The organism is Pantoea sp. Cy-639 (genome assembly GCF_011752525.1).
Lineage (GTDB): Bacteria > Pseudomonadota > Gammaproteobacteria > Pseudomonadales > Pseudomonadaceae > Aquipseudomonas.
Genome location: NZ_VWXI01000003.1, coordinates 110,744 through 126,771, shown reverse-complemented (window position 1 = coordinate 126,771; position 16,028 = coordinate 110,744). Strand labels below are relative to the sequence as shown.

14 protein-coding genes are annotated in these 16,028 nt (G+C 64.0%); 4 read left to right on the top strand and 10 right to left on the bottom strand.

Features of this window, described 5'->3' with window-relative positions:
* Window positions 1-72 precede the first annotated feature (72 nt).
* The 4 genes from F3J43_RS04990 to F3J43_RS04975 all read right to left on the bottom strand — a co-directional run bounded on the left by F3J43_RS04990 (window position 73) and on the right by F3J43_RS04975 (window position 6,086).
* Window positions 73-1,455, bottom strand: coding sequence for an OprD family porin (locus F3J43_RS04990; protein WP_166883714.1), 1,383 nt, complete (start codon window positions 1,453-1,455; stop codon window positions 73-75).
* Window positions 1,456-1,616: 161 nt separating this feature from the next.
* Window positions 1,617-3,209: an ABC transporter substrate-binding protein gene (locus tag F3J43_RS04985; protein WP_166883713.1), complete on the bottom strand. Its 1,593-nt coding sequence runs from the start codon at window positions 3,207-3,209 to the stop codon at window positions 1,617-1,619.
* A gap of 223 nt (window positions 3,210-3,432) precedes the next feature.
* The gene (locus tag F3J43_RS04980) at window positions 3,433-5,058 is read right to left on the bottom strand and encodes an ABC transporter substrate-binding protein (RefSeq protein ID WP_166883712.1); all 1,626 of its coding nucleotides are present in this window, start codon (window positions 5,056-5,058) and stop codon (window positions 3,433-3,435) included.
* Between the two features lie 311 nt (window positions 5,059-5,369).
* Entirely contained in the window at window positions 5,370-6,086 is a 717-nt protein-coding gene (locus tag F3J43_RS04975; protein WP_166883711.1) for an SIMPL domain-containing protein, read from the bottom strand.
* A gap of 199 nt (window positions 6,087-6,285) precedes the next feature.
* Between F3J43_RS04975 and F3J43_RS04970 the strand changes: the two genes are divergently transcribed.
* Both F3J43_RS04970 and F3J43_RS04965 read left to right on the top strand, forming a co-directional pair.
* Window positions 6,286-7,542: an ATP-binding protein gene (locus tag F3J43_RS04970; protein ID WP_166883710.1), complete on the top strand. Its 1,257-nt coding sequence runs from the start codon at window positions 6,286-6,288 to the stop codon at window positions 7,540-7,542.
* Window positions 7,542-8,102, top strand: coding sequence for a response regulator transcription factor (locus F3J43_RS04965; RefSeq protein WP_166883709.1), 561 nt, complete (start codon window positions 7,542-7,544; stop codon window positions 8,100-8,102). Before F3J43_RS04970 ends, F3J43_RS04965 begins: the two co-directional genes overlap by 1 nt.
* Before the next feature lie 82 nt (window positions 8,103-8,184).
* Here F3J43_RS04965 and F3J43_RS04960 read toward each other — a convergent pair whose 3' ends face one another.
* Both F3J43_RS04960 and F3J43_RS04955 read right to left on the bottom strand, forming a co-directional pair.
* Window positions 8,185-8,376: a hypothetical protein gene (locus F3J43_RS04960; protein ID WP_166883708.1), complete on the bottom strand. Its 192-nt coding sequence runs from the start codon at window positions 8,374-8,376 to the stop codon at window positions 8,185-8,187.
* Between the two features lie 14 nt (window positions 8,377-8,390).
* A complete protein-coding gene (locus tag F3J43_RS04955) occupies window positions 8,391-10,025 on the bottom strand; it encodes a phospholipase (RefSeq protein WP_166883707.1) in 1,635 nt (544 codons plus the stop codon).
* A 189-nt stretch (window positions 10,026-10,214) separates the two neighbouring features.
* Between F3J43_RS04955 and F3J43_RS04950 the strand changes: the two genes are divergently transcribed.
* Both F3J43_RS04950 and F3J43_RS04945 read left to right on the top strand, forming a co-directional pair.
* A complete protein-coding gene (locus F3J43_RS04950; protein ID WP_166883706.1) occupies window positions 10,215-11,156 on the top strand; it encodes an AEC family transporter in 942 nt (313 codons plus the stop codon).
* Window positions 11,157-11,208: 52 nt separating this feature from the next.
* Window positions 11,209-12,564: an amino acid permease gene (locus F3J43_RS04945; protein ID WP_166883705.1), complete on the top strand. Its 1,356-nt coding sequence runs from the start codon at window positions 11,209-11,211 to the stop codon at window positions 12,562-12,564.
* A gap of 55 nt (window positions 12,565-12,619) precedes the next feature.
* On the opposite strand, the gene F3J43_RS04940 is transcribed toward F3J43_RS04945, so the two are convergent.
* The 4 genes from F3J43_RS04940 to gatB form a co-directional block, all read right to left on the bottom strand.
* Window positions 12,620-12,997 (bottom strand): carboxymuconolactone decarboxylase family protein, encoded by a 378-nt coding sequence (locus tag F3J43_RS04940; protein WP_166883704.1) that lies wholly within the window; start codon window positions 12,995-12,997, stop codon window positions 12,620-12,622.
* A gap of 10 nt (window positions 12,998-13,007) precedes the next feature.
* Window positions 13,008-14,051 carry a calcium/sodium antiporter gene (locus F3J43_RS04935; RefSeq protein WP_166883935.1) on the bottom strand — a complete coding sequence of 348 codons (1,044 nt, stop codon included), beginning with the start codon at window positions 14,049-14,051 and terminating at the stop codon, window positions 13,008-13,010.
* Window positions 14,052-14,112: 61 nt separating this feature from the next.
* Window positions 14,113-14,487: a septal ring lytic transglycosylase RlpA family protein gene (locus F3J43_RS04930; protein WP_205297644.1), complete on the bottom strand. Its 375-nt coding sequence runs from the start codon at window positions 14,485-14,487 to the stop codon at window positions 14,113-14,115.
* Between the two features lie 86 nt (window positions 14,488-14,573).
* Window positions 14,574-16,019 (bottom strand): Asp-tRNA(Asn)/Glu-tRNA(Gln) amidotransferase subunit GatB, encoded by a 1,446-nt coding sequence (gene gatB / locus F3J43_RS04925; protein WP_166883702.1) that lies wholly within the window; start codon window positions 16,017-16,019, stop codon window positions 14,574-14,576.
* Window positions 16,020-16,028: the final 9 nt, after the last annotated feature.

Sequence of the window (16,028 nt, the reverse complement as noted above, 5' to 3'; positions counted from 1 at the left end):
GGAACCTCCCTGCAGTCATTGTTCCAGCGTAGCCGCCACGGCCCGTGGGGAGTCGGGCCGTGGCGGCAGCGGTCAGAGAATGTTGAACGGAATGGTGGTGACGAGGCGGAACTCGTCGAGGCTGCCGTCGGCCTGGGCCTTGCTGGCACGGTGCGCGGTGTAGGTGGCGCGGATGCTGGTGTCCTTCAGCGGGCCGCTCTGTACCGCGTAGCTGGTGCCGATGCCCCACTCGTAGTGGGTTTCGCCGTCCATGCCGCGCACGTCATAGGCGGTGCCTTTGTAATGGGTACCGTCGATACCCCAGCCGCGGGCGTTGTAGAGGTTGAACTTCAGGCCTGGCACGCCGTAGGGCGCCATGTTCAGCACGTAGCTGATCTGCAGCGACTTCTCGTTGGGGCCGTTGAAGTCCGACAGCAGGGAGTTGGCCAGGTAGATGCCGTTGGTCTCGTGCAGGTAGTCGAAGTACTCGTTGCCGTTGACCTGCTGCCAGGAGGCGGACAGCGTGTGGGCCTGGTGGGTCAGGCCGAACGACAGGCTGTAGGTGTCGTTGTCGATCTCGCCCATCTTCTTGCGGCCTTCGTCCACGGTCTTGTAGTAGTTCAGACCGGTGGTCAGGCTCAGCACCGAGCTGTCGCCCAGCACATGGTTGGCGCCGACGTAGTACTGGTTCCAGAAGTCCTCGACCTTGGTGGCGTAGAAGCTGGTGGTCAGGCTCTTGAGCGGCTGGTAGTTGATACCGGCGGTGCTGACGCGGTCGGTCTCGACGCCGGCGGCGCCATACTCGCTGCGGAACTTGCTCAGGCTTTGCTCGGTACGCGGCGAGACACGGTCGAAGGTGCCCAGGTCGAAGGACAGGTTGTCGAACTCGGCGCTGTGCAGGAACGCGCCCTGGAAGCTCGAGGGCAGGGCGCGGTTGCCGATGTAGGCGACCATCGGCGTATCTACCGACTGGCGGCCGAGGGTCAGGGTGGTGTTGGACACCCGGGCCTTGACGTTGCCCAGGCCCATCTTGCTCCACTGGCCGATCACATCGCCGTCGCTGTGGGTCAGGGTGCGGTTGTTGGGGCCGGCCACGTCGCCACGGCCACGTTCGAGGGCGATGGCGTTGTAGGCCGCGGCCTCGACGGCGAAGCCCACGGTGCCTTCGGTGAAGCCCGAGCTGTAGTTGAGGATGGTGCCCTGCACCCAGTTGTTACGACTGTGGGTCGGGTGGCGGCTGCCGTCGCCCTTGTAGTACTTCCACAGTGGCGCGCGGGTGGCGCGTTCGTGGGCGTACCAGTTGCGGGTGGTGCCGGACAGGCTCTGGCCGTCGAGGAAGCCCTTGGCCTCGGCCTGTTCGCTGGTCGATTTCACGGTGACCGGGACAAAGTCCTGGCTGGCGGGTTCGGCCTGGGCGAGGGCGCAAAAGGCGCCGACGGACAAGGCCAGTGCGGTGGTTGTGGTGGTACGTCTCAAGATGAAAGCTCCCTTTATATTTTTTTAGTTATCCCCCGGCCTTGTGGGCCGGGTGTGCTGCGGTAACGCGGTGTTGCTGTCATCTGCCATGGGGTCGCCAGGCAAATCCGGGCTGCACGCGGTCGCGGGAGTGGGTCGCACTCCCGGCCCGCGATGCAGGGTCAATCGATGCTGACGCCGGAAAAAACGTTGCGTCCGAAGGGGCTGACCTTGAAGTCCTTGACGTTGGCACTGAGGGGCTGGTTGACCGTGGAATGGGCCACCGGGGTGATCGGCACCTGTTGCTTGAGGCGTTGCTGGGCTTGTTGGTAGAGGGCGATGCGCTGGTCGCGATCGGTGACTTGCTTGGCTTTGTTCACCAGGGTGTCGTATTGCGCGTCGCACCACAGCGAGTAGTTGTTGCTGCCGATGGCGCCGCAGCTGAACAGGGTGCCGAGCCAGTTGTCCGGGTCGCCGTTGTCGCCGGTCCAGCCGATCAGGGCGATGTCGTGCTCGCCGCTTTTCATGCGCTTGAGGTACTCGCCCCACTCGTAGCTGACGATGCGCACCTTGAAGCCGAGCTTGTTCCAGTCGGCCTGGAGCATCTCGGCCATCAACTTGGCGTTGGGGTTGTAGGGGCGTTGGACCGGCATGGCCCACAGGGTGATCTCGGTGCCTTCCTTGACGCCGGCCTGCTTGAGCATCTGCCTGGCCTTTGCCGGATCGAAGGGCGCGTCCTTGAGCGACGTGTCATATGACCATTGGGTCGGCGGCATGGCGTTGACCGCCACCTGGCCGGCATCCTGGTAGACGGCCTGGATGATCGCCTGCTTGTTCACCGCCATGTCCATGGCCTGGCGCACGTCGAGCCGGTCGAAGGGCGGATGCTGGGTGTTGTAGGCAATGTAGCCGAGGTTGAAACCGGGCTGCTGCAGGACCTGCAGCTTGTCGTCCTGCCTGAGCGCCGGCAGGTCGGCGGGGCGCGGGTGCAGGGTGACCTGGCATTCGTTCTTGCGCAGTTTCTGGATGCGTACCGATGGGTCGACGTTGATGGAGAAGATCAGGTTGTCGATCTTCACGCGCTCCGGCGCCCAGTACTCCTTGTTGCCCTTGTAGCGGATCTGCGCATCCTTCTGATAACGCTGGAACACGAACGGCCCGGTGCCGATCGGCTTCTGGTTGATGTCACTGGGCTTGCCGCTGGTCAGCAGGTGTTCGGCATATTCGGCGGAGAGGATCGAGGCGAAGGCCATGGCGATGTTCTGGATGAACGCGGCATCGACGCTGTTGAGGGTGAACACCACGGTCAGCGGGTCGGTCTTCTCGACCTTGGCGATGTTCTTGTCCAGTCCCATGCTGATGAAGTATGGGAATTCGGTGGGGTAGGCCTTACGGAAAGGGTGGTTCTTGTCGAGCATGCGGTTGAAGGTGAACAGCACGTCGTCGGCATTGAAGTCGCGGGTCGGCTTGAAGGTCTTGTTGCCGTGGAACTTCACGCCAGGGCGCAAGTGGAAGGTGTAGGCGAGGCCGTCTTCCGAGACCTGCCAGTCGGTGGCCAGGCCGGGCTGCACGGCGGTGCCGCCGCGTTCGAACTCGACGAGGCGGTTGTAGATCGGTTCGGCGGCGTCGTTGTCGGTGGCCGCGGTGTACTGGGCGGTGTCGAACCCGGCCGGACTGCCTTCGGAGCAGAACACCAGGTTGTTGGCCAGGCTGGTCGGCGCCTGGCTCAGCAGGCCAAGGGCGATCAGGGTGGGACTCAGCAGGTGGAGGCGCATGGCAGATCCTTTGTCCGTTGTCCGTGTAAGTTCTGGCCGCGCAGGCAATACGCGGCTGTGGCATCCCGTTCCTGACGATAGGGGCGTCAGGATGTGGGAGCCAGGGTTCGGATACTGGTTCGGGTGCGGGTAAGTTCTGGCGAGCGTGAGGGAATTACCCTACGTATCGCCCGACCCTGTCATCGTCCTGTCGCCAGCCGTAGCGACAGGACGGACACAGTCGTTACTTGTCCACGCTGACCCCGTAGAAGGAGTTCAGGCCGAAGGGGCTGATCTTGAAGTCCTTCACGGACGTGCTCATGGGTTGATACACGGTGGAGTGGGCGATCGGGGTGATCGGCAACTGTTCCTTGAGGATGTGCTGCGCCTGCTTGTATAGCTCGGTGCGCTTGGCCTGGTCGGGCGTGGCCTTGGCCTGCTTGATCAGGTCGTCGTAGGGTTTGTAGCACCACTTGGAGAAGTTGTTGCCGTCCATGGCGTCGCAGCCATAAAGGGTGCCCAGCCAGTTGTCCGGGTCACCGTTGTCGCCGCTCCAGCCGATCAGCATGGCGCCTTGTTCGCCGCCCTTGGAGCGCTTGATGTACTCACCCCACTCGTAGCTGACGATCTTGGCCTTGATGCCGATCTTGGCCCAGTCCGATTGCAGCATCTCGGCCATCAGCTTGGCGTTGGGGTTGTAAGGGCGCTGCACCGGCATGGCCCACAAGGTGATCTCGGTGCCTTCCTTGATGCCGGCTTCCTTGAGCAGTTGCCGGGCCTTTTCCGGATCGTACTTGGCGTCCTTGATGGTGGTGTCGTAGGACCACTGGGTCGGCGGCATGGCGTTGACCGCCAGCTGGCCGGCGCCCTGATACACCGACTCGATGATCTGCGGCTTGTTCACGGCCATGTCGAGGGCCTGGCGCACCTTGAGCTGGGCCAGCGGGTTGGGCTGATCGCTGCCCTTGAGCTTGTCCATCACGTTGTAGGCGATGTAGCCGAGGTTGAAGCCCGCCTGCTCAGGCATCTGCAGCTTCGGGTCCTGCTTGAGCGGGGCGATGTCGGCCGGGCGCGGGAACAGGGTGACCTGGCACTCGTTCTTCTTGAGCTTCTGCATGCGCACCGAGGCGTCGGTGCTGATGGCGAAGATCAGGTTGTCGATCTTCACGTCCTCGGGCTTCCAGTAGTCCTTGTTGCCCTTGTAACGGATCAGCGCGTCCTTCTGGTACTTGTTGAACACGAACGGCCCGGTGCCGATGGGCTTCTGGTTGATCTCGGCGGCCTTGCCCTGCTTGAGCAACTGGTCGGCGTATTCGGCGGACTGGATGGAGGCGAAGCTCATGGCCAGGTTCTGGATGAACGCGGCGTCGACCTGGTTGAGGGTGAAGCGGACGGTATGGTCGTCGACCTTCTCCACCTTGGCGATGTTCTTGTCCATGCCCATGTCGGTGAAGTAAGGGAATTCGGTGGGGTAGGCCTTACGGAAAGGGTGGTCCTTGTCGAGCATGCGGTTGAAGGTGAACAGCACGTCGTCGGCGTTGAAGGTGCGGCTGGGCTTGAAGTAATCGGTGGTGTGGAACTTGACGCCGTCGCGCAGGTGGAAGGTGTAGGTCTTGCCGTCGTCTGAGACGTCCCAACTGGTGGCCAGGCCCGGGATGACCTTGGTGCCGCCGCGCTCGAACTGGGTCAGGCGGTTGAACATGGTCTCGGCGGAGGCATCGAAGTCGGTTCCGGTGGTGTACTGCCCAGGGTCGAACCCGGCCGGGCTGCCTTCGGAGCAGAACACCAGATTGGTAGCGGCGAGGGCGGAGGGAGCGCCGGCTAGCAAGCCTGCGCCGACCAGAAACGGAATGACTGCGTGTTTAAGCATGGTGGCCTCATTGTTGTCATTTTTCGAATTGAGGCGGCCTCGTGAGCCGACCTGCGGATACTTATGCAGGGGCTATTCCCAATGCAACACTCAGAGGGATGGTTGGCGTCAAATAGGTGGTACGGACGTACATGGATGTCGCATCCGTATAATTTTGGCGAATGTTGATCGTTTGCGAGGGTCGTGGATGGGCTTTTTGCGGGATTTTTCAGGTGGGAAGTAGCAAGAGGATGCACCCATTTGGGGCGTAGGAAGAGTCTGAAACTGCTGTCCGAGACGGTTTTGACCGCCTCGGACATTCAATCGAGGGTTCAGGGCATCAGCACTTCGATCTGGCCATCGGCGCTCATGTTCACTTCGCTGGTGCCGGCTTCGATATCCGGCGCCGGCGCGGCTTCGTCGGCGACCTTGGCCATCATCGCCATGGGTGCGCTGCGCAGGTAGGGGCGTGGGTAGCCACTGCTGTTGAGGTTCAGGCTGATCACCTTGTAGCCCTTGCCGCCGAGAGCCTCGGTGGCGAGCTGGGCGCGGGCCTTGAACGCGGCCACGGCGTCCTTGAGCAAGGCGTCCTCGCTGGTCTTGCGGGTAGCCGGGGCGATGGAGAAGTCCATGCCGCCCATCTTGAGGTCTTGCAGCAACTCGCCGGTGAGCTTGGACAGGGCCGGGAAGTCGGCGCTTTCCAGGCGCAGTTCGGCGCGTTCGCGCCAACCGGTGATCTTCTGGCCCTTGCTGTCGTATACCGGGTAGCTGTTGCGGCTGCCCTGGCTGATCTTCACTTCCTTGACCTGACGGGCCTGTTGCACCGCCTTGTTCATGGTCTCGGTGATCTCCTTGGCCAGTTTGCCCGGGTCGCTGTTCTGGGCTTCGCTGTACAGCGTCACGACCATCAGGTCACGCGCCACTTCCTTGCTGACTTCGGCGCGCAGCGACACCTGGTTGTAGCGCGGCTCGTCGGCGGCCAGTGCCGGCAGGCTGGCGAGCATGCCGCAGGACAGGGCGAACGCGGCGCCGCGACGGGAAATGTGCATGGGGAGCTCCTTGGCAATGAAAGGCATGGAAGGACATCCGTTCCACGCATGGTCGATAGGACCGGAGAGAGTGTAGTGGGTTCAAAAGTGCCATCATGAACTTGTGACAAAGTGTGGCGCTTTGCCGCATGACTGCAGCGAGACGCCTGGCTTCGGTATACTCCAGCCGATTTTCCTGGAGCACTCATCGGGAGAGCTCATGCTCGCCGCCGTACATCCGCTGTCCGCTACACGTCAGAACCTCTGGCGCCTGACCTTCATCCGCATCCTCGTCCTGGCGGCCCAGGCCGGCTCGGTGGGCGTGGCCTACTGGACCGAACTGCTGCCCCTGCCGTGGTTTTCGCTGGCGGTGACGCTGGCACTGTCCTCGCTGCTGTGCGCCTTCACCGCCTTGCGCCTGCGCCTGTCGCTGCCGGTCACCGAGCTGGAGTACGCGATGCAGCTGGCCTGTGACCTGCTGATCCACAGTGCCCTGCTTTATTACTCGGGTGGCTCGACCAACCCCTTCGTCTCCTATTACCTGGTGCCGCTGGCGATTGCCGCGGTGACGCTGCCGTGGATCTACTCGCTGGTGCTCTCAGGCATTGCCCTGGTGGCCTACAGCCTGCTGCTGGTGCAGTTCTATCCGTTGGAAACCCTGCCGCTGGCGCGAGACACCATGCAGGTCTATGGCATGTGGCTGAGCATCGCCTTGGCCGCCGGGGTGATCACCTTCTTCGCCGCGCGCATGGCCGAGGAACTGCGCCGTCAGGAGCACCTGCGTGCCGAGCGCCGTGAAGAGAGCCTGCGCGACGAGCAACTGCTGGCCGTGGCCACCCAGGCCGCCGGTGCCGCCCATGAGCTGGGCACGCCGTTGGCGACCATGAGCGTGCTGCTCAACGAAATGCGCCAGGATCATGCCGACCCCCTGTTGCAGGAAGACCTGCAGATCCTTCAGGACCAGGTCAAGCTGTGCAAGGAAACCCTGCAGCAGTTGGTGCGCGCCGCCGAGGCCAACCGGCGTCTGGCGATCGTCGAACAGGACGTCACCGCCTGGCTCGACGAGGCGCTCAACCGCTGGCACCTGATGCGCCCCGAGGCGAGCTACCGCTTCCAGCGTCTGCGCGACGGCGTGGTGCCGCGACTGACGCCGCCACCGGACCTGACCCAGGCCCTGCTGAACCTGTTGAACAATGCCGCCGATGCCTGCCCCGACGACCTGGAGGTACGCCTGGACTGGGATGCCCAGGACATCGTCATCAGCATCCGCGATCATGGCCCTGGCGTACCGCCGGCCATCGCCGAGGCCATCGGCAAGCCTTTCATTACCACCAAGGGCAAAGGCTTCGGCCTGGGCCTGTTCTTGAGCAAGGCCAGCGTCACGCGTGCGGGCGGTTCGGTGAAACTCTATAGTCATGAGCAGGGTGGCACCCTGACCGAATTGCGCCTGCCCCATGGCAAGCGAGGAGATCAATGATGAGCGAAGAAAACCAGGTCGAAGGCGAAGAGCTGCCGCATCTGTTGCTGGTGGACGACGACGCCACCTTTACCCGGGTCATGGCCCGGGCCATGAGCCGTCGCGGCTTTCGCGTGAGCACGGCGTCGAGCGCCGAGGAAGGATTGGTGCTGGCCCAGCAGGATGTGCCGGACTACGCCACGCTGGACCTGAAGATGGACGGAGACTCCGGGCTGGTGCTGCTGCCCAAGCTGCTGGAGCTGGACCCGGAAATGCGCGTGGTGATCCTGACCGGTTACTCGAGCATCGCCACGGCGGTCGAGGCGGTCAAGCGAGGAGCCTGCAACTATCTGTGCAAACCGGCTGACGCCGACGATGTACTGGCGGCGCTGCTCTCCGAGCATGCCGACCTGGACAGCCTGGTGCCGGAGAACCCGATGTCGGTGGACCGCTTGCAGTGGGAGCACATCCAGCGCGTGCTGACCGAGCACGACGGCAATATCTCCGCCACCGCGCGGGCGCTGGGCATGCACCGGCGCACCTTGCAGCGCAAGCTGCAGAAGCGCCCGGTACGGCGCTGACCTCGAAACGCCTGCGCCTGCCCCCACTGGGTCCGAGAACCCTCGTGGGAGCGGGCTTGCCCAGCGACAGCGGCACTGGGCGTTAAGCTGTTTTCGCCCCCGAGCGGTCAACGCGCACCGCCAGCTGGCCTGTCCCCGACGGTGCCTCGAAGGTCACCAGTCCTTGCGCCGGCACCTTCGTCCGGCCGATGACCTTGCCGCCTTGCAGCAGCTCCAGAGGCATACCTTCCATCGACTGGCCCGAAGCCAGCTCCAGCTTGATCCTGATGTTCATCGGTGACCTCCTTGTCACGCGTTGCGATCGATATAAGTGGTGTTCTTGCCATCCAGGCTGGCGATCAGCTCCGGTGAACCGCCGCGGAACTGGCGGAACAGGTTGCGTCCACGCTGCTTGCCGTCCAGGGGCACCTGCACGCTTGGGTGGAACTGGTCGGTCAGCTCGGCGTAGGTGCTCCACGGACCGATGTACGATTCGTTGAGCTGCTCGGTCACGCTGAAGGCGTAACGCACGGCATTGCCTCGTTGCCAGTTGAGACCATCCGGCTCATGACGCTGCCAGCCGCTGATCGTGGGCGAACCGTTGGGCGCTTCGATATAGCCGGTGGGCTTGTTCGGTTTGTAGTCCTTGAGCAGCAGGTAGGTGCTCCAACCCCACCAGTCGGCGGTGCGCTGACGATCATTGAGGTCATTGACGTCCTTGCGTCGCAGCACGGTCTTGGCGTCCTTCACGTAGAGCGGGGCGAAGTTGCCCGGCACCAGGTCCTGCTCGGCGGCTTGCAGGTCCGGGACCAGGCGCAGCGCGGCGTAGTCCGTGCTGGCTGGCACGCGACCGTCGGCGAAAGCCTGGAATACCTCGTCGGCCGAACGTTGCACGGCGCGACCCACCTGACGGCGGTTGGCCACATCGACGCTGTCGAAGTAGCGCTTGTCGCCATAGGCGCGCCATTGTTCGCCCTCGGCATTGCGCACGGCCAGGCCATACTGGCTGTCCTCGTCATGCATGAAGCGCGAGATCAGCGAGCCGACATCGCTCGGGGTGACCGTGTCGGCCAGCGCCTTGCGTGGCACCCGCAGGTGGCCGGCGGAGAACAGGTCGGTAAGGAAGTGGTCGGCGAAGGCGTTCATCGCATAGGCCTCCTGCAGGTCGCGTTCGCTGCCACTGGCACGGGCCTTCACGGCTTGCTGCAGGGCGGCGGCGTGACCAGCCTGGTAGGCCAGCAGCGCCCAGCGGCCGAAGTGATCCCAGTTGCTGGCGGCCAACTTCAGGTAGCGGCCCAAGGGGAAGAAGTCCGAGGCGAAGCTGCCGCCTCCGGTGATGCGGTTCCAGCGTCCCGACAGGCTGTCGCCCAGGGCGTCATAGGCCTCATGGGGCTGTCGCCCGTCCTTGATGGCCTGGTTTGCCGCGCCGACCTCCTCCTGCATGACCGCGAGGATCTGCTCGGCTTCAGCCTTGGCGGCCGGTAGGCGGGCCAGCGAGTCGAAGGCCTGGGCGAAACGAGCGATACGTTCGGCTTCGCTGGCGCCATCGGCGATGGGGCGCTCGGGCAGGCCGTAGAAATCGCCGCCCAGGGCAATCACCTGGCCGTAGGTCAGGGTCAGGCCATTGGGAAGTGGCAGCGGCGCCTGATGCGCGGGGATGCCAGGCTGGCCTGCAACGAAGCGCAACAGTGTGTTGTCGCCGATGGCGGTGTGCTCGGCGCCCTCGAAGTACAGCTCGGGCCCTCGTCCAGTTGGCTTGCCAGCGTTCGCTGGCACGGCAAGACGGTGATACTTGATGGTGTGGTGGCCATGCATGACCAGCACCAGGTGGCTGTCCGGGCCGGGGAGGGCGACACCTTGTGGTTCGAACAGTTGGTCGAGGTCGGCGACGACCAGGGTAGCCTGGGCCTGGGCGGCCGTGGGCGTAGTGTGCATTCCTGACATGATTTGCTCCTTGCAATGTCTGGATAATCCATTTTGATACTGTATGCATATACAGTATTCGTCATCATATTCAGGAAATTTCTTACGTCAAGAGCTCTTTGTGCAGACAACTGCAACCTGTGGCGGGCGTAGCTCCGGGCACTGACGTATGATTGGCCCCCTAACGGCAAACCCTCAGGATCGCGTTGCATGCTTGCCCTTCTCATCCAGACACTGAACATCACGGCCCCCGTGTTCGCCATGCTGTTCATGGGCGTGCTGCTCAGGCGTATCCGGCTGATCGACGAGCACTTCAACAAGGTCGCCTCGTCGCTGGTGTTCAACGTGTGCATGCCGGCGCTGCTGTTCCTCGGCATCTACCATGCCGACCTGGCGACGGCGGTGAAGCCTGGGGTAATCCTCTATTTCATCGCCGCGACCCTGGTCTGTTTCGGGTTGGCCTGGGGCCTGGCGATCTGGCGCTGTCCGCCGGCGGACCGGGGCGTCTACACCCAGGGCGCGTTTCGCGGCAACAATGGCGTGATCGGCCTGGCACTGGCGGCCAGCCTGTATGGCGACTACGGTATATCCCTCGGCGCGGTGCTGGCCGGGCTGGTGATCCTCATGTACAACTCGCTGTCGACGGTGGTGCTGGCGGTGTACAGCCCGGATCTGAAGTCCGATCCGTGGAGTATCGGCAAAAGTATCCTCGGCAATCCGTTGATCATCAGTGTGCTGCTGGCCGCACCCATGGCCTACGGCCAGGTGCCGTTGCCCAACTGGTTGCTGACCAGCGGCGACTACCTGGCGCAGATGACCTTGCCGCTGGCGCTGATCTGCATCGGTGGCACCCTGTCGATGGCGGCATTGCGCGACAGTGGCCGGCTGGCGCTGGACGTGAGTCTGGCGAAGATGGTCTGGCTGCCGCTGCTGGGTACCCTGGGCGCCTGGTTGTGCGGCTTTCGTGGCGCCGAACTGGGGATCCTGTTCCTTTACATCGGCAGCCCGACGGCGGCGGCCAGCTATGTGATGGCGCGGGCGGCCAATGGTAACCACGAGCTGGCGGCGTCGATCATCGTGATCACTACACTGATGGCGGCGCTCACCACCAACGTCGGTATTTTCATCTTGCAATGGGGTGGATGGATCTAGCCCGTTCAACGCAAGCAAAACCTATAACACTGCCTCACCTTAAGGACATTTCATGCAAGACCAGAGCACGCCCGAGCGGTTGCAGCGCGGGCTGAAGAATCGCCATATCCAGCTCATCGCGCTGGGCGGTGCCATTGGCACCGGGCTGTTCCTGGGCATCGCCCAGACCATCCAGCTGGCCGGCCCCTCGGTGTTGCTGGGTTATGCCGTCGCCGGCCTGATGGCCTTCCTGATCATGCGCCAGCTCGGCGAGATGGTGGTCGAGGAGCCGGTCGCCGGCAGCTTCAGCCACTTCGCCCACCAGTACTGGAGCGAGTTCGCCGGGTTCGTCTCGGGCTGGAACTACTGGGTGGTGTACGTGCTGGTAGGCATGGCCGAGCTCACCGCGGTGGGTATCTACGTGCAGTACTGGTGGCCGGACTTCCCCACCTGGGCCACGGCGGCGATCTTCTTCGTGGTGATCAACGCGATCAACCTGACCCAGGTGAAGGTGTACGGGGAGATGGAGTTCTGGTTCGCCCTGATCAAGGTGGTGGCGATCGTCAGCATGATCGCCTTCGGCGTCTGGCTGCTCGGCAGTGGTGAAGGCGGGCCCGACGCGAGCGTGGCCAACCTGTGGCAGTACGGTGGTTTCTTCCCCAACGGCGTCGGTGGCCTGATCATGGCGCTGGCGGTGATCATGTTCTCGTTCGGTGGGCTGGAGCTGGTCGGCATCACCGCCGCCGAGGCGGCCAACCCGCGCGAGAGCATCCCCAAGGCCACCAACCAGGTGGTCTACCGCATCCTGATCTTCTACATCGGGGCCCTGGCGGTGCTGCTGTCGCTGTATCCGTGGCAGAAGGTGGTACAGGGCGGTAGTCCGTTCGTGATGATCTTCCACAACCTCGACAGTGACCTGGTGGCGACCATCCTCAACATCGTGGTGCTGACTGCGGCGCTGTCGGTGTACAACAGTTGCGTCTACGCCAACAGCCGCATGCTGTTCGGCCTGGCCTCCCAGGGCGATGCGCCACGCCAGTTGCTCAAGGTCAGCCGTCGCGGCGTACCGCTGACCGCGCTGGCGGTGTCGGCGTTCGCCACCGGCCTGTGCGTGCTGATCAACTACCTGATGCCGGGCGAGGCCTTCGGCTTGCTGATGGCGTTGGCGGTCTCGGCGCTGGTGATCAACTGGGCGAGCATCAGCATCACCCATCTGAAGTTCCGCCGCGCCAAGCTGGCGGCGGGCATCACGCCGTTCTACCGCAGCTGGGGGCACCCGCTGAGCAACTACCTGTGCCTGGCGTTCATCGGGTTGATCCTGGTGGTGATGTACCTCACGCCGCCGATCCGCATCTCGGTGTTGCTGATCCCAGCGTGGATCGCGGTGCTGTGGGTGGCCTTCCGCATGAAGAAGGCACGTCAGGCCTGACCGTGCGGCAAGCGCGCCCACGCATGCGGGGAGCGCGCTTGTCCGGCGATGCCTTTCAATCGCCCTGGTAGCTGTCGATCACTTCCTGTGCGGCGCGGAATGCGTCGATCGCAGCCGGAACTCCGGCATAGACCGCGCAGTGCAGCAGCGCCTCGCGGATCTCCTCCACCGTGCAGCCATTGTTCAGCGCTCCGCGCACATGCCCCTTGAGTTCCTGTGGGCACTTGAGCGCGGTCAGGGTCGCCAGGGTGATCAGGCTGCGGGTCTTCAGCGGTAGCCCATCGCGGGCCCAGACACTGCCCCAGGCATGCTCGTTGACGAAGTCCTGCAGTGGTTGGGTGAATGCGCTGGCGTTGGCAAGGGCGCGGTCGACGAAGGCATCCCCCATCACCTGGCGGCGAATGCCTTCGCCGGTCTGTTTCGAATCGGCCATGTTGTTTTCCTTAGTGTTGGCGACGCCAGGCACGGGCGGTCGTGAACAGCAACACGACACCGAGCACCGGCAGGACGTAGAACAGCATCAGGCGCTCCAGTCGCTCGGCCAGCGGCAAACCGGTGGTGAAGGCCACCACGTGCAGGCCGTAGGCCAGGTACAGGCACAGGAACACCAGGCCTTCGGCGCGGGTGACCCGGTAGCCGGAGTAGAACACTGGCAGGCACAGCGCGGCGACGCCGAGCATCACCGGCAGGTCGAAGTCCAGCGCGTTGGGCGAGATGGATAGTGGCTCGGGGGTGACTAGCGCGGTCAGCCCGAGGACCGCCAGCAGGTTGAACAGGTTGCTGCCGATCACCGTGCCCACGGCGATTTCCCGCTCGCCACGCAGGGCAGCGATCAGTGCGGCGGCCAGTTCCGGCAGCGAGGTGCAGACGGCGACCACGGTCAGGCCCATGATCCGTTCGGACAACCCCAGGTCGGTGGCGACCTCGATTGCCGCTTCCAGCAGCAGGTGCCCTGCCAGGCTGAGCAGGCCCAGGCCAAACAGGACCTGCAGCACGATGGCGCTCCAGAAGCGTGCGCGGCTGGTGTGGGCCACCCTGGGCGCAGGATAGGTGCGGGCGTAATGGCGGGACTGGTGCCAGAGCATCAACAGATACACCAGCAAGCCCAGCAACAGCGCCAGGCCTTCGATCCGGTCGAGCTGGCCGTTGCGCGCCAGCAGGTAGACCAGCCCGCTGGCGATGATCATCAACGGGATGTCCAGGCGTACCAGTTGGCGTGACACCCGCAGGGGGATGATCAGCGCGGCCAGGCCGAGAATCACCAGCACATTGAAGATGTTGCTGCCGATCACGCTGCCGACTGCAACATCCGGCGCGCCCTGGTAGGCGGCTTGCAGGCTGACGGTCAGCTGTGGCGCGGTGCTGCCGAAGGCTACCAGGCTCAGGCCGATGATCAGTGGCCGCACATGCAGGCGCGCGGCCAGGCGCAAGGCGGCGCGGACCATCAGCTCGGCGCCGATGATCAACAGCACCAGGCCCAGGCCCAGTTGCAGGAGGCTGAAGGTGGGGAGGGTGGCCAGGTCGAAAATGGCGAGGGCTCCTGTCAGGTCAATCGCTCAGACCTTGTACCCGGACTCGCGCCGTTCCGCTACGGAGCATGCCGATTTTTTCTGCCGCTGCGCGTGACAGGTCGATCAGGCGTCCACGGGTATGCGGCCCACGGTCGTTGACGCGGACGACCACGCTGCGCTGGTTGGCGAGGTTGGTGACCAGTAGCCGGCTGCCGAACGGCAGGCTGCGGTGGGCAGCAGTGAGACCATGCTGGTTGAAGGGTTCGCCGCTGGCGGTGCGTTTGCCGTGATGGCGCGAGCCGTAGTAGGAGGCGGTGCCGCTTTCGTCATAGCCGCGAGGGTCTATGTCATGGCTGGCGCAGCCGGCGAGCAGGGAAAACAGGGCAAGCGTGGTGAGGGAACGCTTCGGCAATTCGGCGGCTCCGCGGTTGCTGCGAATCATCGCAGGACGACCCACTCCCACATCAGCTGTGGGAGCGGGCCGCCCTGAGATCGGGATTACCCTTCGAGCTTGGCCTTGAGCAATTGGTTCACTTGCCCCGGGTTGGCCTTGCCTTTCGACGCCTTCATCGCCTGGCCGACGAAGAAGCCGAACATCTTGCCGCGCTTGGCCTCGTCGGCGGCGCGGTACTGTTCGACCTGCTCGGCGTTGGCGGCGAGCATCTCGTCGAGCATCTTGTCGATCGCACCGGTGTCGGTGACCTGCTTGAGGCCTTTGCTCTCGATGATGGCGTCGGCGTCGCCCTCGCCGGCGGCCATGGCTTCGAACACGGTCTTGGCGATCTTGCCGCTGATGGTGTTGTCGCGGATGCGCAGCAGCATGCCGCCGAGCTGCTCGGCGCTGACCGGCGACTGGTCGATTTCCACGCCCAGCTTGTTCAGCAGGCTGCCCAGCTCGACCATGACCCAGTTGGCGGCCAGCTTGGCGTCACCGCCGATCTTCACCACCTGCTCGAAGTACTCGGCCTGTTCGCGGCTGGAGGCCAGCACGTTGGCGTCGTAGGCCGACAGCGCGTACTGGCTCTGGAAGCGCTCGACTTTCTGCGTGGGCAGCTCCGGCAGGGCGGCGCGCACGCTGTCGAGGAAGCTCGGCTCGATGACCACCGGCAGCAGGTCCGGATCGGGGAAGTAACGGTAGTCGTTGGCTTCCTCCTTGCTGCGCATGGAGCGGGTCTCGTCCTTGTTCGGGTCGTACAGGCGGGTTTCCTGGACTACCTTGCCACCGTCCTCGATCAGGTCGATCTGGCGCTGGATCTCGCTGTTGATCGCGCGCTCGATGAAGCGGAACGAGTTGACGTTCTTGATTTCGCAGCGAGTGCCGAACTCGACCTGGCCCTTCGGTCGTACCGACACGTTGCAGTCGCAGCGCAGCGAGCCTTCGGCCATGTTGCCGTCGCAGATGCCCAGGTAGCGAACGAGCGCGTGGATCGCCTTGACGTAGGCCACGGCCTCCTTGGCGCTGCGCATGTCCGGCTCGGAGACGATCTCCAGCAGCGGCGTGCCGGCACGGTTCAGGTCGATGCCGGTGGCGCCGTTGAAGTCTTCGTGCAGGCTCTTGCCGGCGTCTTCCTCAAGGTGCGCGCGGGTCACGCCGATGCGCTTGATGGTGCCGTCTTCCAGGGCGATGTCCAGGTGGCCCTTGCCGACGATCGGCAGGTCCATCTGGCTGATCTGGTAGCCCTTGGGCAGGTCGGGGTAGAAGTAGTTCTTGCGGGCGAACACGTTGCGCGGCCCGATCTGGGCATCGATCGCCAGGCCGAACATGCACGCCATGCGCACGGCTTCCTGGTTGAGCACCGGCAGTACGCCGGGCATGCCCAGGTCGACCAGGCTGGCCTGGGTGTTCGGCTCGGAGCCGAAGGTGGTGGCGCTGCCGGAGAAAATCTTCGACTGGGTGGCGAGCTGGGTATGAATTTCCAGCCCGATCACAACTTCCCATTGCATGTGTGAATT